The 21,942-nt window shown below is 33.6% G+C and carries 20 protein-coding genes; 11 read left to right on the forward strand and 9 right to left on the reverse strand.

All coding sequences use genetic code 11. From position 1 onward, the window contains the following. Positions 1-26: 26 nt before the first annotated feature. The 5 genes from KCG49_RS04830 to KCG49_RS04850 all read right to left on the reverse strand — a co-directional run bounded on the left by KCG49_RS04830 (position 27) and on the right by KCG49_RS04850 (position 4,607). Positions 27-821 (reverse strand): cation efflux transmembrane domain-containing protein, encoded by a 795-nt coding sequence (locus KCG49_RS04830; RefSeq protein WP_218545070.1) that lies wholly within the window; start codon positions 819-821, stop codon positions 27-29. A 41-nt stretch (positions 822-862) separates the two neighbouring features. Continuing rightward, the gene (locus KCG49_RS04835; protein WP_218545071.1) at positions 863-1,798 is read right to left on the reverse strand and encodes a stealth family protein; all 936 of its coding nucleotides are present in this window, start codon (positions 1,796-1,798) and stop codon (positions 863-865) included. Positions 1,799-1,801: 3 nt separating this feature from the next. Further along, complete coding sequence (locus KCG49_RS04840; RefSeq protein ID WP_256259865.1) at positions 1,802-2,656, reverse strand: ATP-grasp fold amidoligase family protein; 855 nt, start codon at positions 2,654-2,656, stop codon at positions 1,802-1,804. 70 nt (positions 2,657-2,726) lie between these two features. Then, a complete protein-coding gene (locus tag KCG49_RS04845; RefSeq protein WP_218545072.1) occupies positions 2,727-3,782 on the reverse strand; it encodes a sugar-transfer associated ATP-grasp domain-containing protein in 1,056 nt (351 codons plus the stop codon). Positions 3,783-3,791: 9 nt separating this feature from the next. After that, positions 3,792-4,607, reverse strand: a complete 816-nt coding sequence (locus KCG49_RS04850; RefSeq protein ID WP_218545073.1) for a 2,3,4,5-tetrahydropyridine-2,6-dicarboxylate N-succinyltransferase — start codon at positions 4,605-4,607, stop codon at positions 3,792-3,794. A gap of 487 nt (positions 4,608-5,094) precedes the next feature. Between KCG49_RS04850 and ruvX the strand changes: the two genes are divergently transcribed. Genes ruvX through mazG form a run of 4 tightly spaced genes read left to right on the forward strand, consistent with a single transcriptional unit; the run spans position 5,095 to position 7,349 of the window. Continuing rightward, positions 5,095-5,508 (forward strand): Holliday junction resolvase RuvX, encoded by a 414-nt coding sequence (gene ruvX, locus KCG49_RS04855; protein ID WP_218545074.1) that lies wholly within the window; start codon positions 5,095-5,097, stop codon positions 5,506-5,508. A 38-nt stretch (positions 5,509-5,546) separates the two neighbouring features. Continuing rightward, positions 5,547-6,137 carry a peptide deformylase gene (gene def, locus KCG49_RS04860; protein WP_218545075.1) on the forward strand — a complete coding sequence of 197 codons (591 nt, stop codon included), beginning with the start codon at positions 5,547-5,549 and terminating at the stop codon, positions 6,135-6,137. Positions 6,138-6,147: 10 nt separating this feature from the next. Beyond that, positions 6,148-6,576: a DUF5606 family protein gene (locus KCG49_RS04865; RefSeq protein ID WP_218545076.1), complete on the forward strand. Its 429-nt coding sequence runs from the start codon at positions 6,148-6,150 to the stop codon at positions 6,574-6,576. Further along, positions 6,576-7,349 carry a nucleoside triphosphate pyrophosphohydrolase gene (gene mazG, locus KCG49_RS04870; RefSeq protein WP_218545077.1) on the forward strand — a complete coding sequence of 258 codons (774 nt, stop codon included), beginning with the start codon at positions 6,576-6,578 and terminating at the stop codon, positions 7,347-7,349. The genes KCG49_RS04865 and mazG overlap by 1 nt, the downstream gene beginning before the upstream one ends. A gap of 275 nt (positions 7,350-7,624) precedes the next feature. Here the strand turns inward: mazG and KCG49_RS04875 are convergent, their stop codons facing one another. The 4 genes from KCG49_RS04875 to KCG49_RS04890 all read right to left on the reverse strand — a co-directional run bounded on the left by KCG49_RS04875 (position 7,625) and on the right by KCG49_RS04890 (position 13,605). Continuing rightward, positions 7,625-9,616, reverse strand: a complete 1,992-nt coding sequence (locus KCG49_RS04875; RefSeq protein WP_218545078.1) for a DUF349 domain-containing protein — start codon at positions 9,614-9,616, stop codon at positions 7,625-7,627. Positions 9,617-9,926: 310 nt separating this feature from the next. After that, positions 9,927-10,616 (reverse strand): ABC transporter ATP-binding protein, encoded by a 690-nt coding sequence (locus tag KCG49_RS04880; RefSeq protein WP_218545079.1) that lies wholly within the window; start codon positions 10,614-10,616, stop codon positions 9,927-9,929. A gap of 86 nt (positions 10,617-10,702) precedes the next feature. Then, a complete protein-coding gene (locus tag KCG49_RS04885; RefSeq protein ID WP_256259866.1) occupies positions 10,703-11,488 on the reverse strand; it encodes an O-methyltransferase in 786 nt (261 codons plus the stop codon). 254 nt (positions 11,489-11,742) lie between these two features. Continuing rightward, on the reverse strand, positions 11,743-13,605 hold the full coding sequence (locus tag KCG49_RS04890; RefSeq protein ID WP_218545080.1) for an ABC-F family ATP-binding cassette domain-containing protein: 1,863 nt from the start codon (positions 13,603-13,605) through the stop codon (positions 11,743-11,745). Positions 13,606-13,706: 101 nt separating this feature from the next. Between KCG49_RS04890 and KCG49_RS04895 the strand changes: the two genes are divergently transcribed. The 7 genes from KCG49_RS04895 (at position 13,707) to KCG49_RS04925 (ending at position 21,942) form a co-directional block, all read left to right on the forward strand. Further along, the gene (locus tag KCG49_RS04895) at positions 13,707-14,507 is read left to right on the forward strand and encodes a polysaccharide biosynthesis/export family protein (RefSeq protein ID WP_218545081.1); all 801 of its coding nucleotides are present in this window, start codon (positions 13,707-13,709) and stop codon (positions 14,505-14,507) included. Positions 14,508-14,510: 3 nt separating this feature from the next. Beyond that, on the forward strand, positions 14,511-16,994 hold the full coding sequence (locus tag KCG49_RS04900; protein ID WP_218545082.1) for a polysaccharide biosynthesis tyrosine autokinase: 2,484 nt from the start codon (positions 14,511-14,513) through the stop codon (positions 16,992-16,994). A gap of 20 nt (positions 16,995-17,014) precedes the next feature. Beyond that, positions 17,015-17,605 carry a sugar transferase gene (locus tag KCG49_RS04905; RefSeq protein ID WP_256259867.1) on the forward strand — a complete coding sequence of 197 codons (591 nt, stop codon included), beginning with the start codon at positions 17,015-17,017 and terminating at the stop codon, positions 17,603-17,605. Beyond that, a complete protein-coding gene (locus tag KCG49_RS04910; protein WP_218545083.1) occupies positions 17,602-18,897 on the forward strand; it encodes a nucleotide sugar dehydrogenase in 1,296 nt (431 codons plus the stop codon). The genes KCG49_RS04905 and KCG49_RS04910 overlap by 4 nt, the downstream gene beginning before the upstream one ends. Before the next feature lie 21 nt (positions 18,898-18,918). Then, the gene (locus KCG49_RS04915; protein ID WP_218545084.1) at positions 18,919-19,896 is read left to right on the forward strand and encodes an SDR family oxidoreductase; all 978 of its coding nucleotides are present in this window, start codon (positions 18,919-18,921) and stop codon (positions 19,894-19,896) included. A gap of 122 nt (positions 19,897-20,018) precedes the next feature. After that, positions 20,019-20,966, forward strand: a complete 948-nt coding sequence (locus KCG49_RS04920; RefSeq protein ID WP_218545085.1) for an NAD-dependent epimerase/dehydratase family protein — start codon at positions 20,019-20,021, stop codon at positions 20,964-20,966. Positions 20,967-21,075: 109 nt separating this feature from the next. Then, the gene (locus KCG49_RS04925; RefSeq protein WP_218545086.1) at positions 21,076-21,942 is read left to right on the forward strand and encodes an ABC transporter permease; all 867 of its coding nucleotides are present in this window, start codon (positions 21,076-21,078) and stop codon (positions 21,940-21,942) included.

The raw sequence follows: 21,942 nt of genomic DNA on the forward strand, positions 1-21,942 counted from the left end.
GAATTTTTATATGAAGTCTTTGTACTTTACTTACTCAATTTCAATATTCTAAACGCACCTTGAATCACAAATACAAAAACAATAGTGCCGATAATTAAATCGGGTTTGCTCGAATTTAACCAGTGGACCAAAACACCAGCTGTTATGACTCCCAAATTAATAATCACATCGTTCGAGGTGAAAATCATACTTGCTTTCATATGAGCTTCTTCTTTACTTTTTGATTTCTGCAAAATGTAAAGACAAATACCGTTGGCGATTAGTGCGAAAACCGAAACGATAATCATTGTTGAAAAGTCAGGTAGTTTCTCTGATACTAAAAAGCGCCTTAAAACTTCTACGAATCCAATAATCGCTAGTGTAATTTGAAAATAACCTGCAAGTTTAGCAATTCGCTTTTTTCTGGTTAGTGTCCCACCAACCGCAAACAAACTAATGCCATAAACAAAACTGTCTGCCAGCATATCTAAACTATCGGCAACAAGTCCTATAGATTTAGAAATGATTCCCGTAGTCATTTCAATAATAAAAAAAGCAAAGTTTATAGCTAGTACAGACCAAAGTAATTTCCTTTGGCTTGTATTTTTTTGAAAATCTGTTTGATCAGTTTGTTCGGTTGAAATTTTTTTGCCACCTAGATTTAGTTCGAGAATGGATTTTTCAATTTGCTCAATATCTCCATTATGAAAAACCGTTAATTTTCGATTGGCAATGTCAAAATCTAAATTTACAATACTTGAAATACCGTCTAATTTCATTCGGATGAGGTTTTCCTCCGAAGGGCAGTCCATTTTAGTAATTTCAAATATAGTTTTATTCATGTATAGTGTTGATTTCTACATTCAATATAATTTAAACTTATTTATGTCGTACGCTTTTTAAGCCAATCTAGGATATAATCTAAGATGGGTTGAGGTGCACGATCTAAACTTTGTAACCCAAGGAATAGTTTATTTTTCCCTTTTACGTTCAATTTGTACTTGTACCAATACAAAGATTTTTTATACGATCTAAAATATAAAAGCTGCAAGTCCTTTTGTAAAATGCAGGTCTTGTTTTTAATTTCAAGATGATACGCAAAGCCTTGAGGGGTAAATTGCTTTGGGCTTCTAAAACGATACTTTATATTTTCTAAAAAAACCTCTGGATGCGCTTTAAAATAATTTTTAAAAGTGGATTTACGCAGTGGGTGAGGCGTATGTCTAAAATTATAATACTTTTTAAAGCCTAAGAGTTTTGCACCTAATTGCTGTGCATGTTTGTGTCCAACCCTTGGTTTTTTAAATTTATTTTTAAACTTGTCTTCGGGGAATTTCAACCATCTACCTCGTAGAATGGGTAATCCATTTTTAAAGAAATCTTCTGGCTTAGTATCGTTTATCAAAAAAAAATCGTCATTGAAATAGATAAAGTGTTCAGCCAAACTTGGTATGCGATGCATACAGGTTTCTATCGGTCTACAATTAAAGGTGGGTAAGTTTTCTTCATAGCCTTTAAAAATGTCTATGTGATCAACAATTTTTACCTTATTATATTTTTCGTTCCCTTTTAAAAAAGAAGGCTCTTGATTATCAGTGATGATAAAGATATTTCTAACGAAAGATGCAAACTTTAAAATAGAATCAATAGTATATTTTATCTCATTAACTTGGTCGTAGCGTGTTCTAAAGCGTTCATTGTTTATCTTGGCTTTATCTTCAATATATGGTAACATCTTGGCACGATGCTCTTCATCGTTACCATCTACCCAAAGGATGACTGCGTCTATAGGATGTGTTATGACTTTATCAACTGACATACTTTAGCTTTGTTTAAATTCGGTAATAGTTTTATTTCCTTTTTTGAGTGGTGGTAACTTAAAATAATCTCCTATAATTTTATTGTACTCTTCAGGATAAAAATCTTTTCTTGCATCTGAAGGATAGAATGTCATTTCACCAAAAATAGTTTTTCCATTGACCGAATAAAAATCAACTCTAACAAAAGGGAATCCATCAGCCAAAGCCTCAGCACAGCTAACCATTTCGTCTAAGTTGCTAGGTTTTTCGATACCACTTGAAATACTTTTATAATTTTTACTTTTTCCAAAAGGTAAAAGTTTATAACCTAAATCAAAACAACCTTGTTTATGATCTTCATCTCTATCGATATGGACATCAATAAACTTCGCTTTGCCATCAAAACAATAAAACTTATAATCTACAAGTGACTGTTTTCCTTCTTCTTTTAAAAATTTTTCAGTAATTAAGCGAGGCTGCACATCTTTGTATGCCCATTCTTGTCCAATACGATAATACTGGTTTTTGCTCAACCATTTTTTAAATTTTTTAAGTGCTTTATCTTTGTTGAGCTTACTTTTATTTGAAACAATTAAGTTGTGACTGCTTGTATGTGTTGCCTTTACTACAAATTGATTTGGTAATTTATCTAAAGGAACATCTTCAGCTTTTTCATAAACTCCGTATACTTCATTGAGATATTGTGCTCCGATTTTTTCTTTTACATAAGATCTAACTTCATATTTATCAACTAATTTATTTAAAATCTTTGGACGGTAAAACACCTTGTACCATTCTATTTTTGCATTAAAATCTTCTGGATTGTCTAGGTCTAATTTTTTGCCCGAAAAATATTCGTAATGAATTTTAACATACATTTTTGGCGGTAAAAAACGCATTTTGCGAAGATGTCTTAGAAAAAAACGCCTGATTTTTTTTAGCATTTTATTAATCTTTGTGGGGGTGATAGTTTTCTTTCCAAAGTTTTTCCCAGCCTAAACCTTTAAAACATGGACCCGTAGTTGCTTCACTGAATTTTATACCATTATTGTTTCCGTTCCACTCAATAAGTTGAGCTTCACCGAATTTATCAACGGCCATATCCCAGCCAATACAACCCATAAAAGGAATTGAACCATGCATCTCTAAAACTTTTGATTTACATTTACCAAAATTAGGAATAACTTTATCTTTAAACGATATTTTGCTATCAGGATGCATTTTTAATTCTTTCCATTTCATATAGCCCACAGCATTTAATTCTCCTGTATTTATATCCATAGGAACGCTTATTGCCGAATTAGACAGGATGTGTCTATCTTTTTCTCTTCCAAACCTAACATATGCTGCTCTGGTACTCACCAAACCTTTTTTGTCAGAAGCTGTAGTTATTCTTATTGTTGCTACCGAATTAGCTGTAAATTGAGAAAAGAAGTCATGTTGTTTAATGAATTTTTGAAAAACACCGTTACCACTAGCCTTAGATAGAAAGTTAGTGGTGTTAAAACTATTCTTCTCTAGGACAAAAACACCTTTACCTTGCTTGGAATTCTCAAGTTTATAAACCAATTTATCATATTCTTCAAACAAATAAGACTTAACTTTATCGAATGGTAGTATTTTATTCTCAGATGTACAAAACATTCCGTTTAGAAAGTAGCCTACATTTAGAGTATCTACGGTTTTAAATAGTAATGGTGCAACAAAATTGCGATCTGCTAAGCTACCATAATCGCCTTTTTGTCTAGGTACGACTTCCTTTTTATAATAATCATCAGGAATCCAACCTTCTTTAAAACGATTTTGCATGGCACAATATACATATATCCAAGGTGCATACCGTTTATCACCTAGAGCTTCTTTTGCATATTCATTAGACTGTTTAATTAATTTGAGGTTTGTTTTACCCCTGTAGCTTTCAATAGTCTTTAAAATTTTTAGTGCACGCTTTTTTGAACGCTTATGCTTAAAGTGCCATTTAATTTTATATTCTATATTCGTCATGTTTCTCAGTTATACGGCCACATCATATTCACGTAAAGCATCATTGAGAGATGTTTTTTTATCTGTGCTCTCTTTTCGCTTTCCTATGATTAGTGCACAAGGTACTTGAAACTCCCCAGCTTTAAATTTTTTAGTGTAGCTACCGGGAATAACGACAGATCGTGCAGGTACAACACCTTTCATCTCTTTAGGTTCATCACCGGTCACATCAATGATTTTTGTACTCATAGTTAAAACCACATTTGCGCCAAGAACAGCTTCTTTTTCTACTCTAACGCCTTCAACAACAATACAACGGCTACCGATAAAAGCACCATCTTCTATAATTACAGGAGCGGCTTGTAAAGGTTCCAAAACTCCACCAATGCCAACACCACCAGAAAGATGTACATTCTTTCCAATCTGTGCACAACTACCAACTGTTGCCCAAGTATCTACCATTGTACCTTCGTCGACGTAAGCTCCGATATTAACATAACTAGGCATCATAATAACACCTTTAGAAATATAAGCTCCATGTCTTGCCACAGCATGCGGAACGACTCTAATACCTTTTTCTTTATAATTTCGTTTTAATGGAATTTTATCGTGGTACTCAAAAATACCAACTTCAAAAGTTTCCATTTTTTGAATAGGAAAATATAAAACCACAGCTTTTTTAACCCATTCATTGACTTGCCAACCTTTATCAGTAGGTTCTGCAACACGTAATGTGCCTTCGTCAATTAGATTAACGACTTTTCTAATGGCATCTATGGTAACACTATTGGTTAATTGAGTGCGATCTTCCCAAGCGCTCTCTATGATGGTTTGTAATTGTTGCATAAAAAAAAGTATAATTAATTTTTCAAAGATACCTCTATAATGACACAGGCTAAAATTCTTTTAAAAAAAAAGTGACTTATTAAAAAAGGTGGTGTCTTAATAGTATTAAATACGATGATAATTTATTCTTAATATGCTTATCGGAGGATTTAATTAATAGCTAATTATGAAAACTCCTCGCCCCTTAAGATTGAGGGGTTTTCTTTTTATAAGAAAAATGTGACCTAATCAAATTTGTTGGGTCTTAAGAGTAGTTAACTTGATTTATTTTTAGAGGGAATAAATTCATAATTTGATTAATAGCTAATTTTAAACGCTTCTTTTTGTTAAGAAGCGTTTTTTTATTGGTAAAATTTGATTTTTGAGTAACCCGTAAGAATACATGAATATAACTTTATTCGCATTGCGCTTTTGTCAAAAGAATGCGAAATCAATATACTGCTAAATGCTTCAATTTAACCATCATTAATACTTACCTTTGCAAAACATGGGACGAATTTTAGCCATAGACTACGGAACAAAACGAACCGGCTTAGCAGTTACTGACGAGATGCAAATCATAGCTTCTGGTCTAACAACTGTTGAAACTAAAGATTTACTCGTGTTTTTAAAAGATTATACAGTATCGGAAAATGTCGTGAAGTTTGTAGTTGGTGAGCCTAAGCAAATGGACAATACAGCTTCAGAAAGTGAGGTGTTTATTCAAAAGTTTTTAAAACAATTAGCCAAAGTTATTCCAGAGATTCCTGTTGAACGTGTAGACGAGCGTTTTACTTCTAAAATGGCGTTTCAGACTATGATAGATGGTGGCTTAAAGAAAAAGCAAAGACAAAATAAAGCTCTTATTGACGAAATTAGTGCCACGTTGATATTACAAAGTTACCTTTCTTCAAAATCTTAAATAAGTATTGTACTTTTGCATCCGAAAATAAACAAATTATGACATTACCAATAGTAGCTTATGGCGATGCAGTACTTAGAAAAAAAGCTAAGGAAATTGATAAGGACTACCCTAAATTAGATGAGCTGATTGAGAATATGTACGAAACCATGTATGGTGCTTATGGTGTAGGTTTAGCGGCACCTCAAATAGGTTTACCTATTCGTTTGTTTTTGGTAGATACAGAACCTTTTTCCGAAGATGAAGACCTATCTGAAAAAGATAGAGTACAGATGAAAAACTTTAAGAAGACATTTATCAATGCTAAAATCTTAGAAGAAGAAGGTGACGAATGGGCTTTTAATGAGGGCTGTTTGAGTATTCCTAATGTTAGGGAAGATGTTTTTAGACAACCAAAAATTAAAATTCAATACCAAGATGAGAATTTTGATACATATGTTGAGGAATATGATGGATTAATTGCTCGAGTAATTCAACACGAGTACGACCATATCGAAGGAATTTTATTTACGGACAAATTATCGTCATTCAAAAAGCGTCTGATAAAAGGTAAGTTGGCCAATATTTCAAAAGGAAAAATTAAAATAGATTATAAAATGCGTTTTCCTGCAATGAGCAGAAAACGTTAATGCAATATATATGAGCTTAGATAAAATTTTAGCTATTTCTGGGAAGCCAGGATTATATGAAATTGTTACGCAAACCAGAACAGGTGCTGTGGTTCAATCTCTAATAGACAAAAAACGTATTACGGTTGGTGCGCATAGCAACATTAGTATTTTGAGCGAAATCGCTATTTACACATTAACTGAAGAGGTGCCTTTAAAAGATGTTCTTAAAAAAATTAAGAATAAAGAAAATGGTGCGCCTACATCCATAAGCCATAAGGATGGAAAAGATACTTTAGAAGAATACTTTTTTGAAGTTTTGCCAGATTATGACGAAGACCGTGTTTACCCTTCAGATATTAAAAAGGTAGTGCAATGGTATAACTTGCTTCAAAAAAATGATCTTTTGGATGCATTGGAAACATCTGATGAAGACAAAGACACTTCAGAAGAAGAATAATGTCTAATAAAGCAGCCCAATTAAAAGCTTTTGAACGTTTGCTAATTATCATGGACGAGTTGCGTGAACAATGTCCTTGGGATAAAAAGCAAACCATGGAATCTTTACGTCATTTAACCATTGAAGAAGTTTACGAATTGGGTGATGCCATTTTAGATAAAGATTTAGACGAAGTAAAAAAAGAACTTGGTGATGTCTTGCTGCATATTGTGTTTTATTCTAAAATAGGTAGCGAAACTAATACTTTCGACATTGCAGATGTTTGTCACAGTATTTGTGATAAGTTAGTGGAACGCCATCCACATATTTACGGAGATGTGAAGGTTGAAAATGAAGACGATGTAAAGCGTAATTGGGAGCAATTAAAACTTAAAGAAGGTAAAAAAAGTGTTCTCGAAGGAGTGCCCAAAAGTTTACCAGCTATGGTAAAAGCCAACCGCATACAAGATAAAGTTGCAGGTGTAGGTTTTGATTGGGAACAGCCAGAACAAGTTTTTGAAAAAGTAGAGGAAGAGCTAGCTGAACTTAAATCTGAAATTGCAAAAGGTAATAAAGATGCTATTGAAAGCGAATTTGGTGATGTATTATTTTCCATGATTAATTACGCACGCTTTCTAAAGATAAACCCCGATAATGCTCTAGAGCGTACTAATAAGAAATTTATAAAACGTTTTCAATATCTTGAAAATAAGGCCAAAGAACTAAATAAATCACTAAAAGATATGACATTATCTGAAATGGACATCTTTTGGGAAGAAGCGAAATCTTTGTAAAATTTTGTGTAGGTATATTCTTTTTTTATATCACAAATTTTTAGCGTCAACCAATCGCGTAAGTCAATAACAAAACATCAATTCTGTTAAAATTCTAAAAAATTAAGGAATGAAACATCCAAGATTAATTTCTATGCGTAACTACAATATAGAAGCAAAAAATGTTTTTATAATCTTAGTAGGAGATCTTAATTATTATTAAGCGGTTATAATTAAGGTTAATTTAGTTTAGTTAGGGCAAAACCCATCTGTAGAACACAGATGGGTTTTGATTTTTACGAGTACATACCACGGATCTTAGCCAATTTTGCTTTCCAAGTGTCCAATTCTTTTTTGTGATTAGCTATATTTTTGTGTACATCTTTTACAAGAGGATTATCAGAATCTATATTAGAGAAAAACTGAAGGTTGTTTTCTAGCTGAGTGATTTCAGATTGGACTTCACTAATTTTTTTGCGGATAAAATTTTGCTCATTGTCAAGTAATCTAGTGTCGTTGTCATTACTGGCAAAATTTTCGAGTTTACTTTCAAACTTTACCATGTCTAATTTAGCCTTGTCCATTTTTAATTTATCAAAGGCATCATCAATGGCTTTATAAAATTTGCCATCAATATAGCGTTTGTTTTGTGGTACATGGCCAATAGCTTTCCAATCAGAAATTTTTGTTTTTAAAGTCTCAACATCAGCTTTATTGTCGCCACTGAGCTCCATGGTTTTAATTTCGTCTAATAATTTCACTTTTTTATCAAAAGCATCATAGAGATGTTGGTTTTCAGCTTTGCGTTCAGCATGCATTCTATCGAAGTAGTGGTTGCAGGCCGCTTTAAACTGTTTCCAAATTTTATCACTATCGCGTCGTGGTACGTGACCAATTTTTTTCCAATCACTTTGTATTTTTTTCATCAAAGGAGTAACTGCTTTAAAATCATCACTATCCTTATTGTCTTCAGCGATTTTAATGAGCTCTTTCTTTTTTTGAAGATTTTCGTATTGGTCTTTCTTTAACTCTTTATAAAATTTATTTTTTCCACGATTGAATGCTCTAACGGCTTCTTTAAATTTAGCCCACGTGGCTTCATTAACCTTTTGTGGTACTTTGCCAGCATTAAAAAAGGCTTCTCTTAAAGTTTCGACCTCTTTTATTTTTTTCTGCCAAGCACCATGCGAACTGGAATTATCTTCTGCTATGGTTTGAATTTTAGCAATAAGCTCTTCCTTTTTTTCAAGATTTTTTTCGTAGGCCTTATCCAAATCTGAATAATACTCTTGGCGTTTTTCATGAATAGCTTTTGTAGCATTACTAAAACGCTCCCAGATTTCCTCTCGATGTGCTTTTGCAACAGGCCCCAGCTCTTCTTTCCATAGTTTGTGAAGCACTTGTAACTCTCTAAAAGCTCTGTTGATATTGTTGTCCTTGGCAAGTTCTTCGGCACGTTCTATGATTTTGATTTTTTGATCATAGTTATGCTTAAAATCCATATCTCTCAAATCGTTATTGAGATGTAAAAAATCATAAAAACGCTCTACGTGATGATGGTAATTATTCCAGGCATTATTGTATTTATCTCTCGGTATAGGGCCAGCATTACGCCATTTTTCCTGCAATTCCTTGAAGTTTTTATAGGTCGTGCCCATATTTTCCTCAACTGTAAGTAAGCCTTTTATTTCTTCAATAATGGCTAATCTGTCGTCTAGATTTTGCTTAAGGTTTTGCTCGCGTTCTTTGTAATAGCTGCTTATAGATTGCTTATAATCTTTATAGAATTGATTGAAAAGCTTTTTGGTTTCGTTGGTGTAATAAAAGTCAATTTCGTTTCCACCATCTTCTAAAAATTCTTCCTTTTTCTGTTCGAGCAGTTCATTAAACTTGGCATTGAATTCTGCCTTGATTTGATTGACCTGCTTAGATATAGTTTGAACTTTATGATGTTTTAAAAGCCGATTGAGTTCTGTTGCTAAGTCTTGTATTGACATAGCGTGGTAGTCTTTTTCTTCTACTTCGTGGCGCTCAGAATTGGATTCGTCTTCAGCATCTTCAGCATTAGACGCTTCAATTTCATCTACATGTTCCTCTACAGAATCTAGGGCCGGAGTTTCAGCATTTGTTTGTTCCTCAAGAGTTTCAGCCTCAACAACGGTTTCAGTTTCTACTTCAGTTTCTGCCTTGGTTTCAAAGGTGTTGGTTGCATCTTGTTTTGGCGTAGAGTTTTGAGTTTCTATTTCTTTTTTTCCATCTGCATCTTGCAGGTTATCAGTCTCAGACATAAGTCGTAAATTTATTTTAGGATGTTAAAGATACTAACAACTCCTTGAACTACAAAGGAAATGAGCGCTGAGATTCAATCGGCGCGTTTGTGGGTCTCGGATTTGGTTAAAAGTTGATTTGTCTAGCACTTTTTGGTGGTATGCTTCTTAATTTTACAGGTCACTAACTGTTTATAATTTGCTAATCTCTAAATCTTCTTTTTCTGAATTTACTTGGGCTTTGGTTGGTTTTTCGTTCCGTATTTTCAGCAATCGCTTTTACGATTAAGTAGACTCCAACAAGTATTAAAATAACAAGCATTAAATCTGTTTATTCATTAAAAGTATCACTTTCAATTACACCGTCGCGTAAACGGATAACGCGTTTGGCGTGTGCTGCAATATCTTCTTCGTGTGTTACCATAATAACTGTATTGCCAGCAGCGTGAATTTCATCAAAAAGGCCCATGATTTCAGTACCGGTTTTAGAATCAAGGTTACCAGTTGGCTCATCTGCTAAGATTATTGACGGTTTATTCACCAAAGCACGACCCACAGCAACACGCTGTCGTTGTCCACCAGACAATTGATTGGGTTTATGATCCATACGGTCTGCTAAACCGACATCAGTTAAAACTTCGGATGCTCTATCATTACGCTGTTTTTTTGATGCGCCAGCATACACCATTGGTAAAGCTACGTTATCTAAAGCCGTCGTTCGAGGTAATAGGTTAAAGGTTTGAAAAACGAATCCGATTTCGGTATTTCTAATATCGGCCAACTCGTCATCAGACATTTGACTTACGTCCTTGCCATTTAATCTATACAAACCAGCGGTAGGGGTATCTAAACACCCCAATAAGTTCATTAAAGTGGATTTGCCAGAGCCCGATGGTCCCATTATGGCCACATATTCACCACGTTTTATATCTAAATCAATACCTTTTAATACATGGACAATTTCTTGGCCTAATTTAAAATCCCTAATGATGCCTCTAATCTCAATGACGTTGTCACTCATGGTAATCTATCTATAGCTGTTGGTTGAAATTCTTCCTGCAAGATACAGGAATTTACAGTTAATAAGACGTTAAAGTTGCAAGCTTGTTACACTCTAATTCTAAAATGTTCTTTGGCTTGTTCTTTTCTAAAGAATACAAAGCCTAAATGGAAACAATCTACAGTCACGGTAACAGCTTCGTGAGATTTGATATATTCCCATGCTTCTGTCATTCCTTTGGACCAATATATGTCATCAAACACAAAAACAGTTTCGTTATGGATCTTTGGTAAAAGTGATTTGAAATATTGAATTGTAGCAGCTTTGTTGTGATGCCCATCAAAAAAAATAAAATCGAATTTTTCTTTTTTTAGTGATGGGATCATTAGTGTGAAATCACCTCTAACAAATGATACATTTTTCACCTCTAATACTCTGAATTTTGATTTAGTAAAGTTTGATGTATTGGGGCAGCCTTCAATTGTAGTGATACTTGAATCCTTATTGGCTAATGCCAAAGCATAAGCACCCATGCCTAAAGAAGTGCCTAATTCTAAAATTGTTTTTGGATCAAAGTATTTAGTTGCTTTAAAAAGCAGTTTGGTTTCTTTTTTAGTACTGCTAGAGTTGCGTATCATTTTAGCAACTCGACGTTTTTTAGAGCCAAGTACTTTTGAACCTTCCCCTAAGTCTGTAATTTCTAGAATTGTATTTGATTGTTTTAAAGTATTTCGATAAGTATTGAGTTTTTTGTATTCAGGATAATTAAATTTATCATACAAACATTTTGTAACGAAATTATATATGAACGGTGAATGAACACCATGTTGATTGGTGGATGAGAAGAGGAATTTTATGTAAGATAATGTTTGATACATTTTTTCTTTATCCATTTTGTCTTGATACAAAACGAACCAAAAAATCACAATCAAAATTAGGAAATTGCAAAGCAACATTTGCTTTCGAAACTTCATGCTTGAAGCTGCGCTTCGCAGTTACGTTTCTTCGCTCATTATTTCTGAATTTTGATGCTTCCGACTTTGTCGGAAATGGGACTTGCTTATTTTTAAGATTAGTAAAAAATTTTAAGTTTTTGATTGTTTTCCTTATAAAGATGAAACTGGGTACTCATAACTGAGACTGAAAACTAATCACCTAGTTTCTCAGCCAACTCAAACCAACGCATTTCTTTTTCTTCAATCATATCAATGATAACCTGAAGCTCATCAGACAATTTATTAATATTATCTTGTGATAGTTCTGGGTTATTGAATTTAGTTTCCAAGGCTTTTTTATCAAGCTCTAAAGACCGAATTTTAGATTCTAAATTCTTGTATTCTTTCTGTTCATTGTAAGATAATTTATTGGCTTCGTTTTGCTTTACTGCTTTTGTACTATCTGCTTTTGTAGACGCTTCAGTTTGCTTAGGTAAGCTGCTATCATAAAACCTAAAGTCTGAATAATTTCCTGGGAAATTATCGACTTTGCCACTGCCTCTAAATACAAATAAGTGATCCACAATTTTATCCATAAAATACCTATCGTGAGAAACCACCAAGAGCACACCAGGAAAATCCATTAAGAAACTTTCCAATACATTTAAGGTTACGATATCCAGATCGTTTGTTGGTTCATCTAGGATTAATACATTTGGATTTTGGATGAGAACCGTGCATAAATAGAGACGTTTTTGTTCACCACCACTTAGTTTTTCAACAAAATCATATTGTTTCTTTCTATCGAACAAAAAGCGTTCTAATAATTGTTGGGCACTTATTTGTCTTCCCTTGGCCAAAGGAATGTAATCTCCATAAGCTCTAATAACATCAATAACTTTTTGCTCTGGTTTTACTGTGATGCCACCTTGTGTATAGTACCCAATTTTTACAGTTTCACCCAATACAATTTTTCCTCCATCTGGCTGAACACTACCAGTAAGTAAGTTTAAAAACGTAGATTTCCCTGTTCCATTTTTACCAATAATACCAATGCGTTCGCCTTTTTTAAATGTGTAATCGAACCCGTTGAGTATTTTTTTGTCTTTAAATGCTTTAGAAACATTATGAAACTCTATGATCTTGCTGCCGAGGCGTTCCATATTAATTTCTAATTGTATCTGATGATCTTTTCGTCTCTGATGTGCCTTTTTCTTTATTTCAAAGAAATCATCTATTCTACTCTTGGATTTTGTTGTACGTGCTTTGGGCTGACGACGCATCCAATCGAGTTCTTTTTTAAAGAGCTGTTTTGCCTTACCGGTTTCAATGGCTTGGTTTTCAATTCGGGCTTCCTTCTTCTCTAAATAATAAGAGTAATTGCCCTTATATGTATAAAGCTGACCATGATCTAGTTCTATAATCTCATTACAGACACGCTCTAAAAAATAACGGTCGTGCGTTACCATAAAAAGTGTTTGTTGGGTTTTTGAAAAGTAATCTTCTAACCATTCTATCATTTCTAAATCGAGGTGATTGGTGGGCTCGTCTAAAATTAAGATATCAGGTTTGCTCAACAAAGCCTGAGCCAGTGCCAACCGCTTTTTTTGCCCACCAGAAAGTGTGCTCACTTTCATGGATAAATCATCTAGTTTTAATTGCGATAGTACCTGTTGGTATTGCGTTTCAAATTCCCAAGCATTGTTTCTGTCCATAGCTTCAAAGGCTAATTGGTAAGCTTCTGTATCCTCAGGGTTTTTCAATGCATTCTCGTAAGTTTCTATGGTTTTTAAGATAGGAATATCTGACGCAAAAATCGTTTCTTCAATGGTAAGCTTTTGATCTAAATTGGGCTCTTGATCTAAAAAGGCCAGGCGCAATCCTTTTCTAACAACTACTTGCCCTTCGTCTGGTGTGTCTTTTCCAGATAAAATATTTAGAATAGATGTCTTTCCGCTTCCGTTTTTTGCAACAAAAGCAATCTTCTGATCTTTATGGATACTAAATGACAAATCCTTAAAGAGAACAAGCTCTCCATAAGACTTGGATATATTTTCTACATTGAGGTAATTCACACTAAAATTTTTACAAAGAACGAAATAAACCAAAAAGAAACCTAATAGTTTTGTTATTGCTATTGATACATTATATTTGTCTGTAAACATCCATTTTACCTATGAGAAGCATCAAGCTTTTGATTATTATTCTTAGTAGTATTCTTATCTCTTCTTGTATTCCTCACAAAGACACGGTTTATTTACAGAACAAGGAAAACGCTACAAATGATACAATTCCATATAACTTATCTGAAGTTCAAAAACCTTACAGGATTCAGGTTGATGATATTCTAAATATTAGAATAAAAGTTTTAGATCAGGATAATGTTCAGATATTCAACCCGATAGGAGAGGCAAACCTTAATGCCAGTAGTGCTGAACGCGCTTACTTCGATGGTTTTACAGTAGATTTACATGGCAATGTTAGAATTCCTGTTTTGGGAGATATGAATGTTTTGGGTTACACGGTTGCTGAAATTGAAGAAAAAATAAAAAAGAAATTATTGGATGAACAATTTAAGGAAACCTCTAATATTTTCGTTACCGTAAAGCTGGCGGGTTTGAGGTACACTGCTACTGGAGAAATCAATAGTCCAGGAACCGTTACTTTATTTAAAGAGCGTGTTAATATCTTTGAAGCTATCGCCAATGCTGGGGAAATACCAATAACGGGCAATAGAAAGGATGTTATGGTAATTAGGCAATACCCACAGGGTCAAAAAATCCACCATTTAGATTTAACGGATGTTAATGTTATGCAGTCACCATATTACTATATTCAACCCAACGATATGATATATGTTAAGCCTCTAAAGCAAAAATCCATTGGTACAGGTGAGACTGCAGTCTCTAGCTTAACTACTATTGCAACTATTGTTTCGTTAATTACGTCTTCAGTTTTAATTTTCACAAGATTATAATACATGGATTATAAAGATTTTGAGGATATTGAATCGCAAGAGTCACAACACATAGGTTTTGATTTTAAAGGCTTTTTATTCAAAGCACTTAATCTTTGGAGGCTAGTATTGCTTTGTATTGGTGTTGCTTTAATTATAGCATATTTTATTAACGTAAGAAAGCAGAATATTTACAGGCTTGATTCACTGATTACAGTGGAGAACGACCAAAATCCTTTTTTTACCTCTACAACAAGTATCTCCTTTAACTGGGGTGGAGTATCTGGGAAAGTGGGAAGTATAATAACTGAAGTGAAAACAAGAACTCATAACGAACTTGTTGTGGATTCTCTAGAGTATTACAAGCAATACTTAGAAGAAGGTAAATATTACCTCTTGGATATTTACAAGGACGCACCATTTATTGTAGAAACCGATAAATCTAAACCTCAAGTTCTAGGAAAACCTATAGGAATTAAAATAATAGACAATAATACTTATGAATTGTTCTATGAGTTTGAAGTTGAAAAAGTATTATGCCAATTTTATGATTCTAAAAAGAAAATATCAGTACCAGTAAAACAAGGTAAGTTTAGTGAATCATTTAAGTTTGGCGAAACAGTGAATCTACCTTTTTTTAATGGAGTTGTTGATTTAAGGCCTAGAGCTAATATTCCAATAGGGAAAAGTTATTTTGTAAGATATTTAAATTTTGATGCTGTCGTTAATAACTATAAAAATAATATTAAAATAGAGCCTTCTTCCAAGCAAGCTTCCTCAGTTCTAAAGTTATCTTTAATCGGAAAGAATAAATCTAAAATAGTAGATTATCTCAATGCTACTTCGGCAATATTAAGTAGAACAGAACTACAAAGAAAGAATTTGTATGCTACAAATACTATAAAATTTATAGATAGCAGTCTTGGTGCGGTTAATACAGACTTAAAAGCTGTAACCGACGAAATGAATGAGTTTACAAAAGCTAACAAAGTTTTTAATGTAGAAGCTTCTGCTGCACAGCTTTCAGATCAACTTAAGGATTACGATCAAGAAAAATTGAAAGTACAATCAAAGCTCAACTACCTTAATTCACTCGAAAGTTATTTGAGAACTAAAAATGATTACAGCCAAATAGCGGCACCATCATCAGTAGGTATTGAAGAGGTTAATATCTTATCTAGTGTTAGTAAAATTATCGCTCTATCTGTTGAACGCCGGAATTTAGAATATTCCACAAAAGAAGGATCTATACTTTTTGATGAATTAGATCGTAGAATTGATACGGAAAAAAGTGTTCTGTTAGAGGCCATTGATGTAACAAAACAAACAATAAGCATACAATTAGGAACTATAAACAGAAAAATAGCCAATCTAGAATCTGATTTAATAGGGCTGCCAAAAGACCAACAAGAATACCTTCAGATACAGCGAAAGTTAGATTTAAGTAGGGAAGCTTTTGATATTTATCAAGCTAAGCGTGGTGAAGCTGCCATTGTAAAAGCGGCTAACGTATCGGATATTACAGTTATAGATGAGGCCAAGGACATAGGTAATGCCCCAATAGGACCAAAGAAATCACTTAATTACATGATGGCTTTGATGACGGGATTCTTTGCACCAATGTTTTTAATATTTATTATTTACCTGTTAGATAGTACAATACACGGATCTGATGAAATTACTAAAATATCCAAGATTCCAATTTTAGGGCTAATTGGTAAATACCGCTACAAAAATAATTTAGTGGCTTATGAAAAACCAAAGTCGGCAGTAGCAGAGTCGTTTAGAGCTATACGATCGAGCTTGCAATTTATATTTAAGAATAACCCATCATCAACCAAGGCTAATACATTAATGATTACTTCTTCAGTGAGTGGAGAAGGAAAAACGTTTACATCAATTAATATTGCTACTGTTTATGCTATTTCTGGTAAAAAAACCATATTGCTGGGCTTAGATTTAAGAAAACCAAAAATCTTTGGTGATTTCAATATAACAAATGAAAAAGGTGTTGTAAATTATTTGATAGGAGATAGTAGTTTTGATGAGATAATAACCAATACCCATATAGAGAACTTAGATTTAATTACATCTGGTCCAGTTCCCCCTAATCCTTCAGAATTGTTAATGGGCAATAAGCTTAGGCAACTTATGGAAGAGCTTAAGCAACAATATGATATTATAATTTTGGATACACCTCCGTTGGGTCTGGTAACTGATGCTTTGGAATTGACTCAATATGCTGATGCTACTATATTTATGGTAAGATTAGATTATACAAAAAAAGGCATGCTACAACTTGTTAATGCCAAGTATAGAACAGGTGAACTGAAAAATATTAGTTTTGTTCTTAACTTTTACAGGCATAAAAACAACAATAACTACGGTTATGGCTATGGATACGGTTATGGCTATGGATACGGCTACGGAGTCTACGGAAGTGCTTATCATGAAAAAGATAATCAATCATTGTTTAAAAAGGTTAAGAATTTCTTTAAACGGTCATGATCTTTACTAAATCCTAAATTTTGATTACTAAAACACAACAAAAGACAAAGCGCATATTTGATGTCGTTTTAGTTTTGGTGTTATTCCCCATATTAATTATTCCAATCTTAGTTTTGGTAATTGCTGCCACTATAGATACTAAGAAATGTGGTGTGTTTTCCCAACTGAGAGTAGGGCAACATGCAAAATTATTTAGAATATATAAGATAAGAACCTTAAGAGAGGAAGAGCATAGATTAGGGCATTTGGGGAAAAGCGCAACTTCACTGGGAAAGTATCTAAGAAAGACCAAACTAGATGAATTGCCACAACTTTATAATGTATTCATTGGAGATATGAGTTTTGTTGGTCCAAGACCTGATATTCAGGGATTTGCGGATAAGTTAAAAGGGGAGGATCGTATTATTTTAAAAGTAAAGCCAGGTATAACAGGAGAGGCTACTTTAAAATACAAGGATGAAGAACGTGTATTAGAACGACAAAAAGACCCTGAACACTACAATAGAACGATTATTTGGGTAGATAAAGTGAAAATCAATAAAAACTACGTTAAGAATTACAGTTTTTATTTAGATTTGACACTCATTTTAAAATCTACTTTAAACAAATGACACATTCTGAAGACAAAATTGCAATCATAGGATTAGGTTATGTCGGTTTGCCCCTAGCAGTAGAATTTGCAAAAAAATTCTTCGTTGTTGGTTTCGATATCAACAAACAGCGCATTGAGGAGCTAAATTCTGGTGTAGATAAAACATTGGAAGTTGAAAATGATAATCTCAAATCTGTTTTAACAACAGACTTAAAAGCGGATAAAGGCTTATATATTACTGACGATCGAGATGCCTTATCAGTTGCTAATATATATATAATTACTGTGCCAACTCCAACTGATGCTTTAAATAAGCCTGTATTTACTCCGCTTATTAAAGCAAGTGAAACAGTTGGTAATGTGATTGGAAAAGGAGACATTGTTATATATGAATCAACTGTGTACCCAGGAGCCACAGAAGATATTTGCATTCCTGTCTTAGAGAAGATTTCTGGAATGGAGTTTAATAAAGATTTTTATGCTGGTTATTCTCCTGAGCGTATCAATCCGGGCGATAAACATCATACGGTGACTAAGATATTAAAAGTAACATCTGGTTCAACACCAGAGATGGCAAAAAAAATAGACGACTTATATAAAACAGTTATAACAGCCGGTACGCATTTGGCTCCTTCAATAAAGGTAGCTGAGGCTGCAAAAGTGATTGAGAACTCACAGCGCGACATTAATATTGCCTTTGTTAACGAATTATCTAAGATTTTTAGGCTTTTGGATATTGATACTAAAGCCGTATTAGAAGCTGCTGGTACTAAGTGGAACTTTTTAAAATTCTCACCTGGCTTGGTAGGGGGACATTGCATAGGTGTTGATCCCTATTATTTAGCACAAAAAGCAATAGAGTCTGGTTATAATCCAGAAATTATTTTGGCAGGTCGAAAAATGAATGACAGTATGGGGGGTTATGTAGCTACCGAAACTGTTAAGATGATGATTAATAAAGGGGCAACTATAAAGGGATCTAATGCACTTGTCTTGGGGATTACTTTTAAGGAAAATTGTCCTGATATTAGAAATTCCAGAGTAATAGATATTATTGAAGAATTACAATCGTATCATGTCAATGTAGATGTTTACGATCCATGGGCTTCCAAAGAAGAAGTAAAGCACGAATATAACTTGGATTTAAAATCATCAACTTCAGAATTAAGCTCTGATTACGATGCTATAATTTTAGCGGTATCGCACAATGAGTTTTTAGAAATGTCCATTGACAATCTTAAATCTGATAAATGTGTGGTTTTTGATGTAAAGTCGTTATTGCCGCATCATACTGTAGATGCTCGTTTATAGGTTAAAATCAACCCAATTACTATGTACTCAAATCAATATCACACGGAAGACCTATCTCAATTAAGCTTTTTAGTTACAGGTGGCGGTGGCTTTATCGGATCCAATATTGTAGAATACTTACTAAAGTATGGTGCCAAAAACGTTAGGGTTCTAGATAATTTTTCTAACGGTTATCGTGAAAACTTAACTGAGTTTATGGACAACCCTGCTTTTGAATTACTTGAAGGCGATATACGGGACATAGATACATGTAAAAAGGCTATGGAAGGTATAGACTACGTGTCGCACCAAGCGGCATTGGGTTCTGTGCCACGATCCATCAATGATCCTGCAACTTCAAATGAGGTTAATATCTCAGGATTCTTAAATATGTTAATTGCAGTTAAAGACAGCTCAACTGTAAAACGTATGGTCTATGCGGCGTCTAGTTCCACTTATGGTGACAGTAAAGCATTGCCAAAAGTTGAAGACAACATTGGCAGACCATTATCGCCTTATGCCGTTACAAAATATGTCAATGAATTGTATGCTGATGTCTTTGGAAAGACATATAATACAGATGTAATAGGCTTAAGATACTTTAATGTATTCGGGCCAAAGCAAAGCCCTAATGGAGCGTATGCTGCAGTTATTCCATTATTTATGCAAGCACTGAAAGATAACGAGCCATCTAAAATAAATGGTAACGGTGAGCAAACCAGAGACTTTACGTTTGTTGATAACGCTGTGCAAGCTAATATAAGAGGCTTTTTTGCGCCTAAAGAAGCTGCAAATGAGGTGTTTAATGTAGCTTGTGGTGAACGTATTTCTGTAAATTACCTTTGGGATTCGCTTAGAGTTGCAGCTGATTCAGATTTAAAAGCTGTTTATGGACCACCAAGACAAGGAGATGTAAGAGATTCTTTGGCAGATATCTCTAAAGCACAAAAATTATTAGGCTATAAACCTCAATATACAGTTCGTGAGGGCTTAAAAATTACTTGGGATTATTTTAATTAAGGAAATCTTATTCTTAATTGGTTTTCTATATCAAAAAATTATATATTTATTCTTCTGTTTAATCAATCAAAAAGTCTAGACATATTCCCTAAATATATGAGGCTTTAATATTCATATTATTAATGACAAATATTTTAATTACAGGGGGAGCTGGGCAGTTAGGGAGCTCATTGGCTTCAAAGTTAGCATCAGATAAAGATGTAACCGTTGTCGTTATCGACAACCTTTCCACAGGCAAAAAATCAAAAGTTCCAAAGCGTGATAATGTAATATTCATTAAAGCAGATGTAAATGATTATAATGATATTATCTCAATTTTTTCGACTTTTAAATTCACATATGTTTTTCATTACGCAGCTGTAGTAGGAGTGGAGCGTACTCTCAGTAACCCAATAAATGTTCTTAGAGATATTGATGGTATAAAAAATGTATTGTCGTTGTCTAAAAACTCAGGTGTAAAGCGAGTGTTTTATTCGAGTTCTTCAGAAGTTTATGGAGAGCCTTTCGAAATCCCACAAAATGAAAAAACCACACCATTAAATTCCAGATTACCTTATGCTATTGTTAAGAATGTTGGGGAGGCATTTTTTAAAGCATACCAAAAAGAATATGGATTAGATTATACGATTTTTAGGTTTTTTAATACTTATGGTCCTGCCCAAAGTAATGATTTTGTAATGCCTCGGTTTATGCGTTTAGCTCTTAACAATCAACCTATTCCTATTTATGGCGAAGGTAGTCAAACACGCTCATTTTGCTATATTGATGATAATGTAGATACATGCATCAATGCTTTAAAAAACAATGAATATGTAAATGATGTATTAAATGTAGGTAATGATTTAGAGATAAGCATTTTGGAATTAGCAGAAAAGATTGTTAAAATAACTAACTCTAAATCTGAAATCATATTTTTACCGGCACTCAAGGAAGGTGATATGAATAGAAGATGTCCAGATATATCTAAAATGAAAGCCTTATTGGGTAGAGATTTAATCTCAATCGATGAGGGTATAAAATTGCTCGTTCACAAATACCAAATGGATAATAAAACAAGTATGAGCATTTAATTTTAGTTGCTAGTCTTTTTCTACCGTATCTCAGAATTTTAGATACTTAAAAGATGTGATTTTTAATTGCATTTAGTATTTTTAGGCAAAATAAAAATCACGACGAATTTTGAAGATTCAAAATGACAACCAATGGTTATATACCATATCTTCCAAGCATAAACTGTTTGCTCTAAACTTTAAAGAAATATGGCGCTATAGGGATTTATTGGCAATGTTTGTTAAAAGAGATGTTGTGACACTCTACAAGCAAACAATTCTTGGGCCGCTCTGGTATCTCATACAACCCCTATTTACATCTGTGATTTTTACGCTCGTTTTCAATAATCTAGGAAATATTAGTACGGGTTCAATACCACCTTTCCTTTTTAATTTGGCAAGTATAACAGCGTGGAACTACTTTAAGGAATGTCTCACTGGTACGTCTAATACATTTACTAAAAATCAGGCTATATTTGGTAAAGTCTATTTTCCCAGAGTTATAATGCCAATGTCCGTAACGATTTCAAATCTTCTAAAATTTGGTATTCAATTACTCATTTTCTTAGGGTTCTATTTGTACTACTTCATCGTTGGAAGTTCTGTAGAAATGAATCTCAACATACTTCTATTTCCAGTTTATGTAATTATGATGGCACTTTTGGGCTTAGGTTTGGGTATGATAATTTCATCAATGACTACAAAATATAGAGATCTACATGTACTGGTTGGTTTTGGGGTTCAGTTGTTGATGTATCTTTCTGCTGTTCCTTATTCAGTAGCTGAAGCAAGATTAAAGTTTCCTGAGTTTGTAGTTCCGTTTGTGGAGTACAGTCCTTTAACACAAATTATAGAAGGTTTTAGATATATGTTATTGAACAGTGGTGACTTTAGTTGGATGTCCTTCACTTACACGTTGGTAAGTAGTTTTGTTATATTTCTGCTAGGTTTAATTATTTTCAATAAAACAGAAAAGAAATTTATAGATACCGTATAA

The organism is Winogradskyella luteola (assembly GCF_019203985.1).
GTDB lineage: Bacteria > Bacteroidota > Bacteroidia > Flavobacteriales > Flavobacteriaceae > Winogradskyella > Winogradskyella luteola.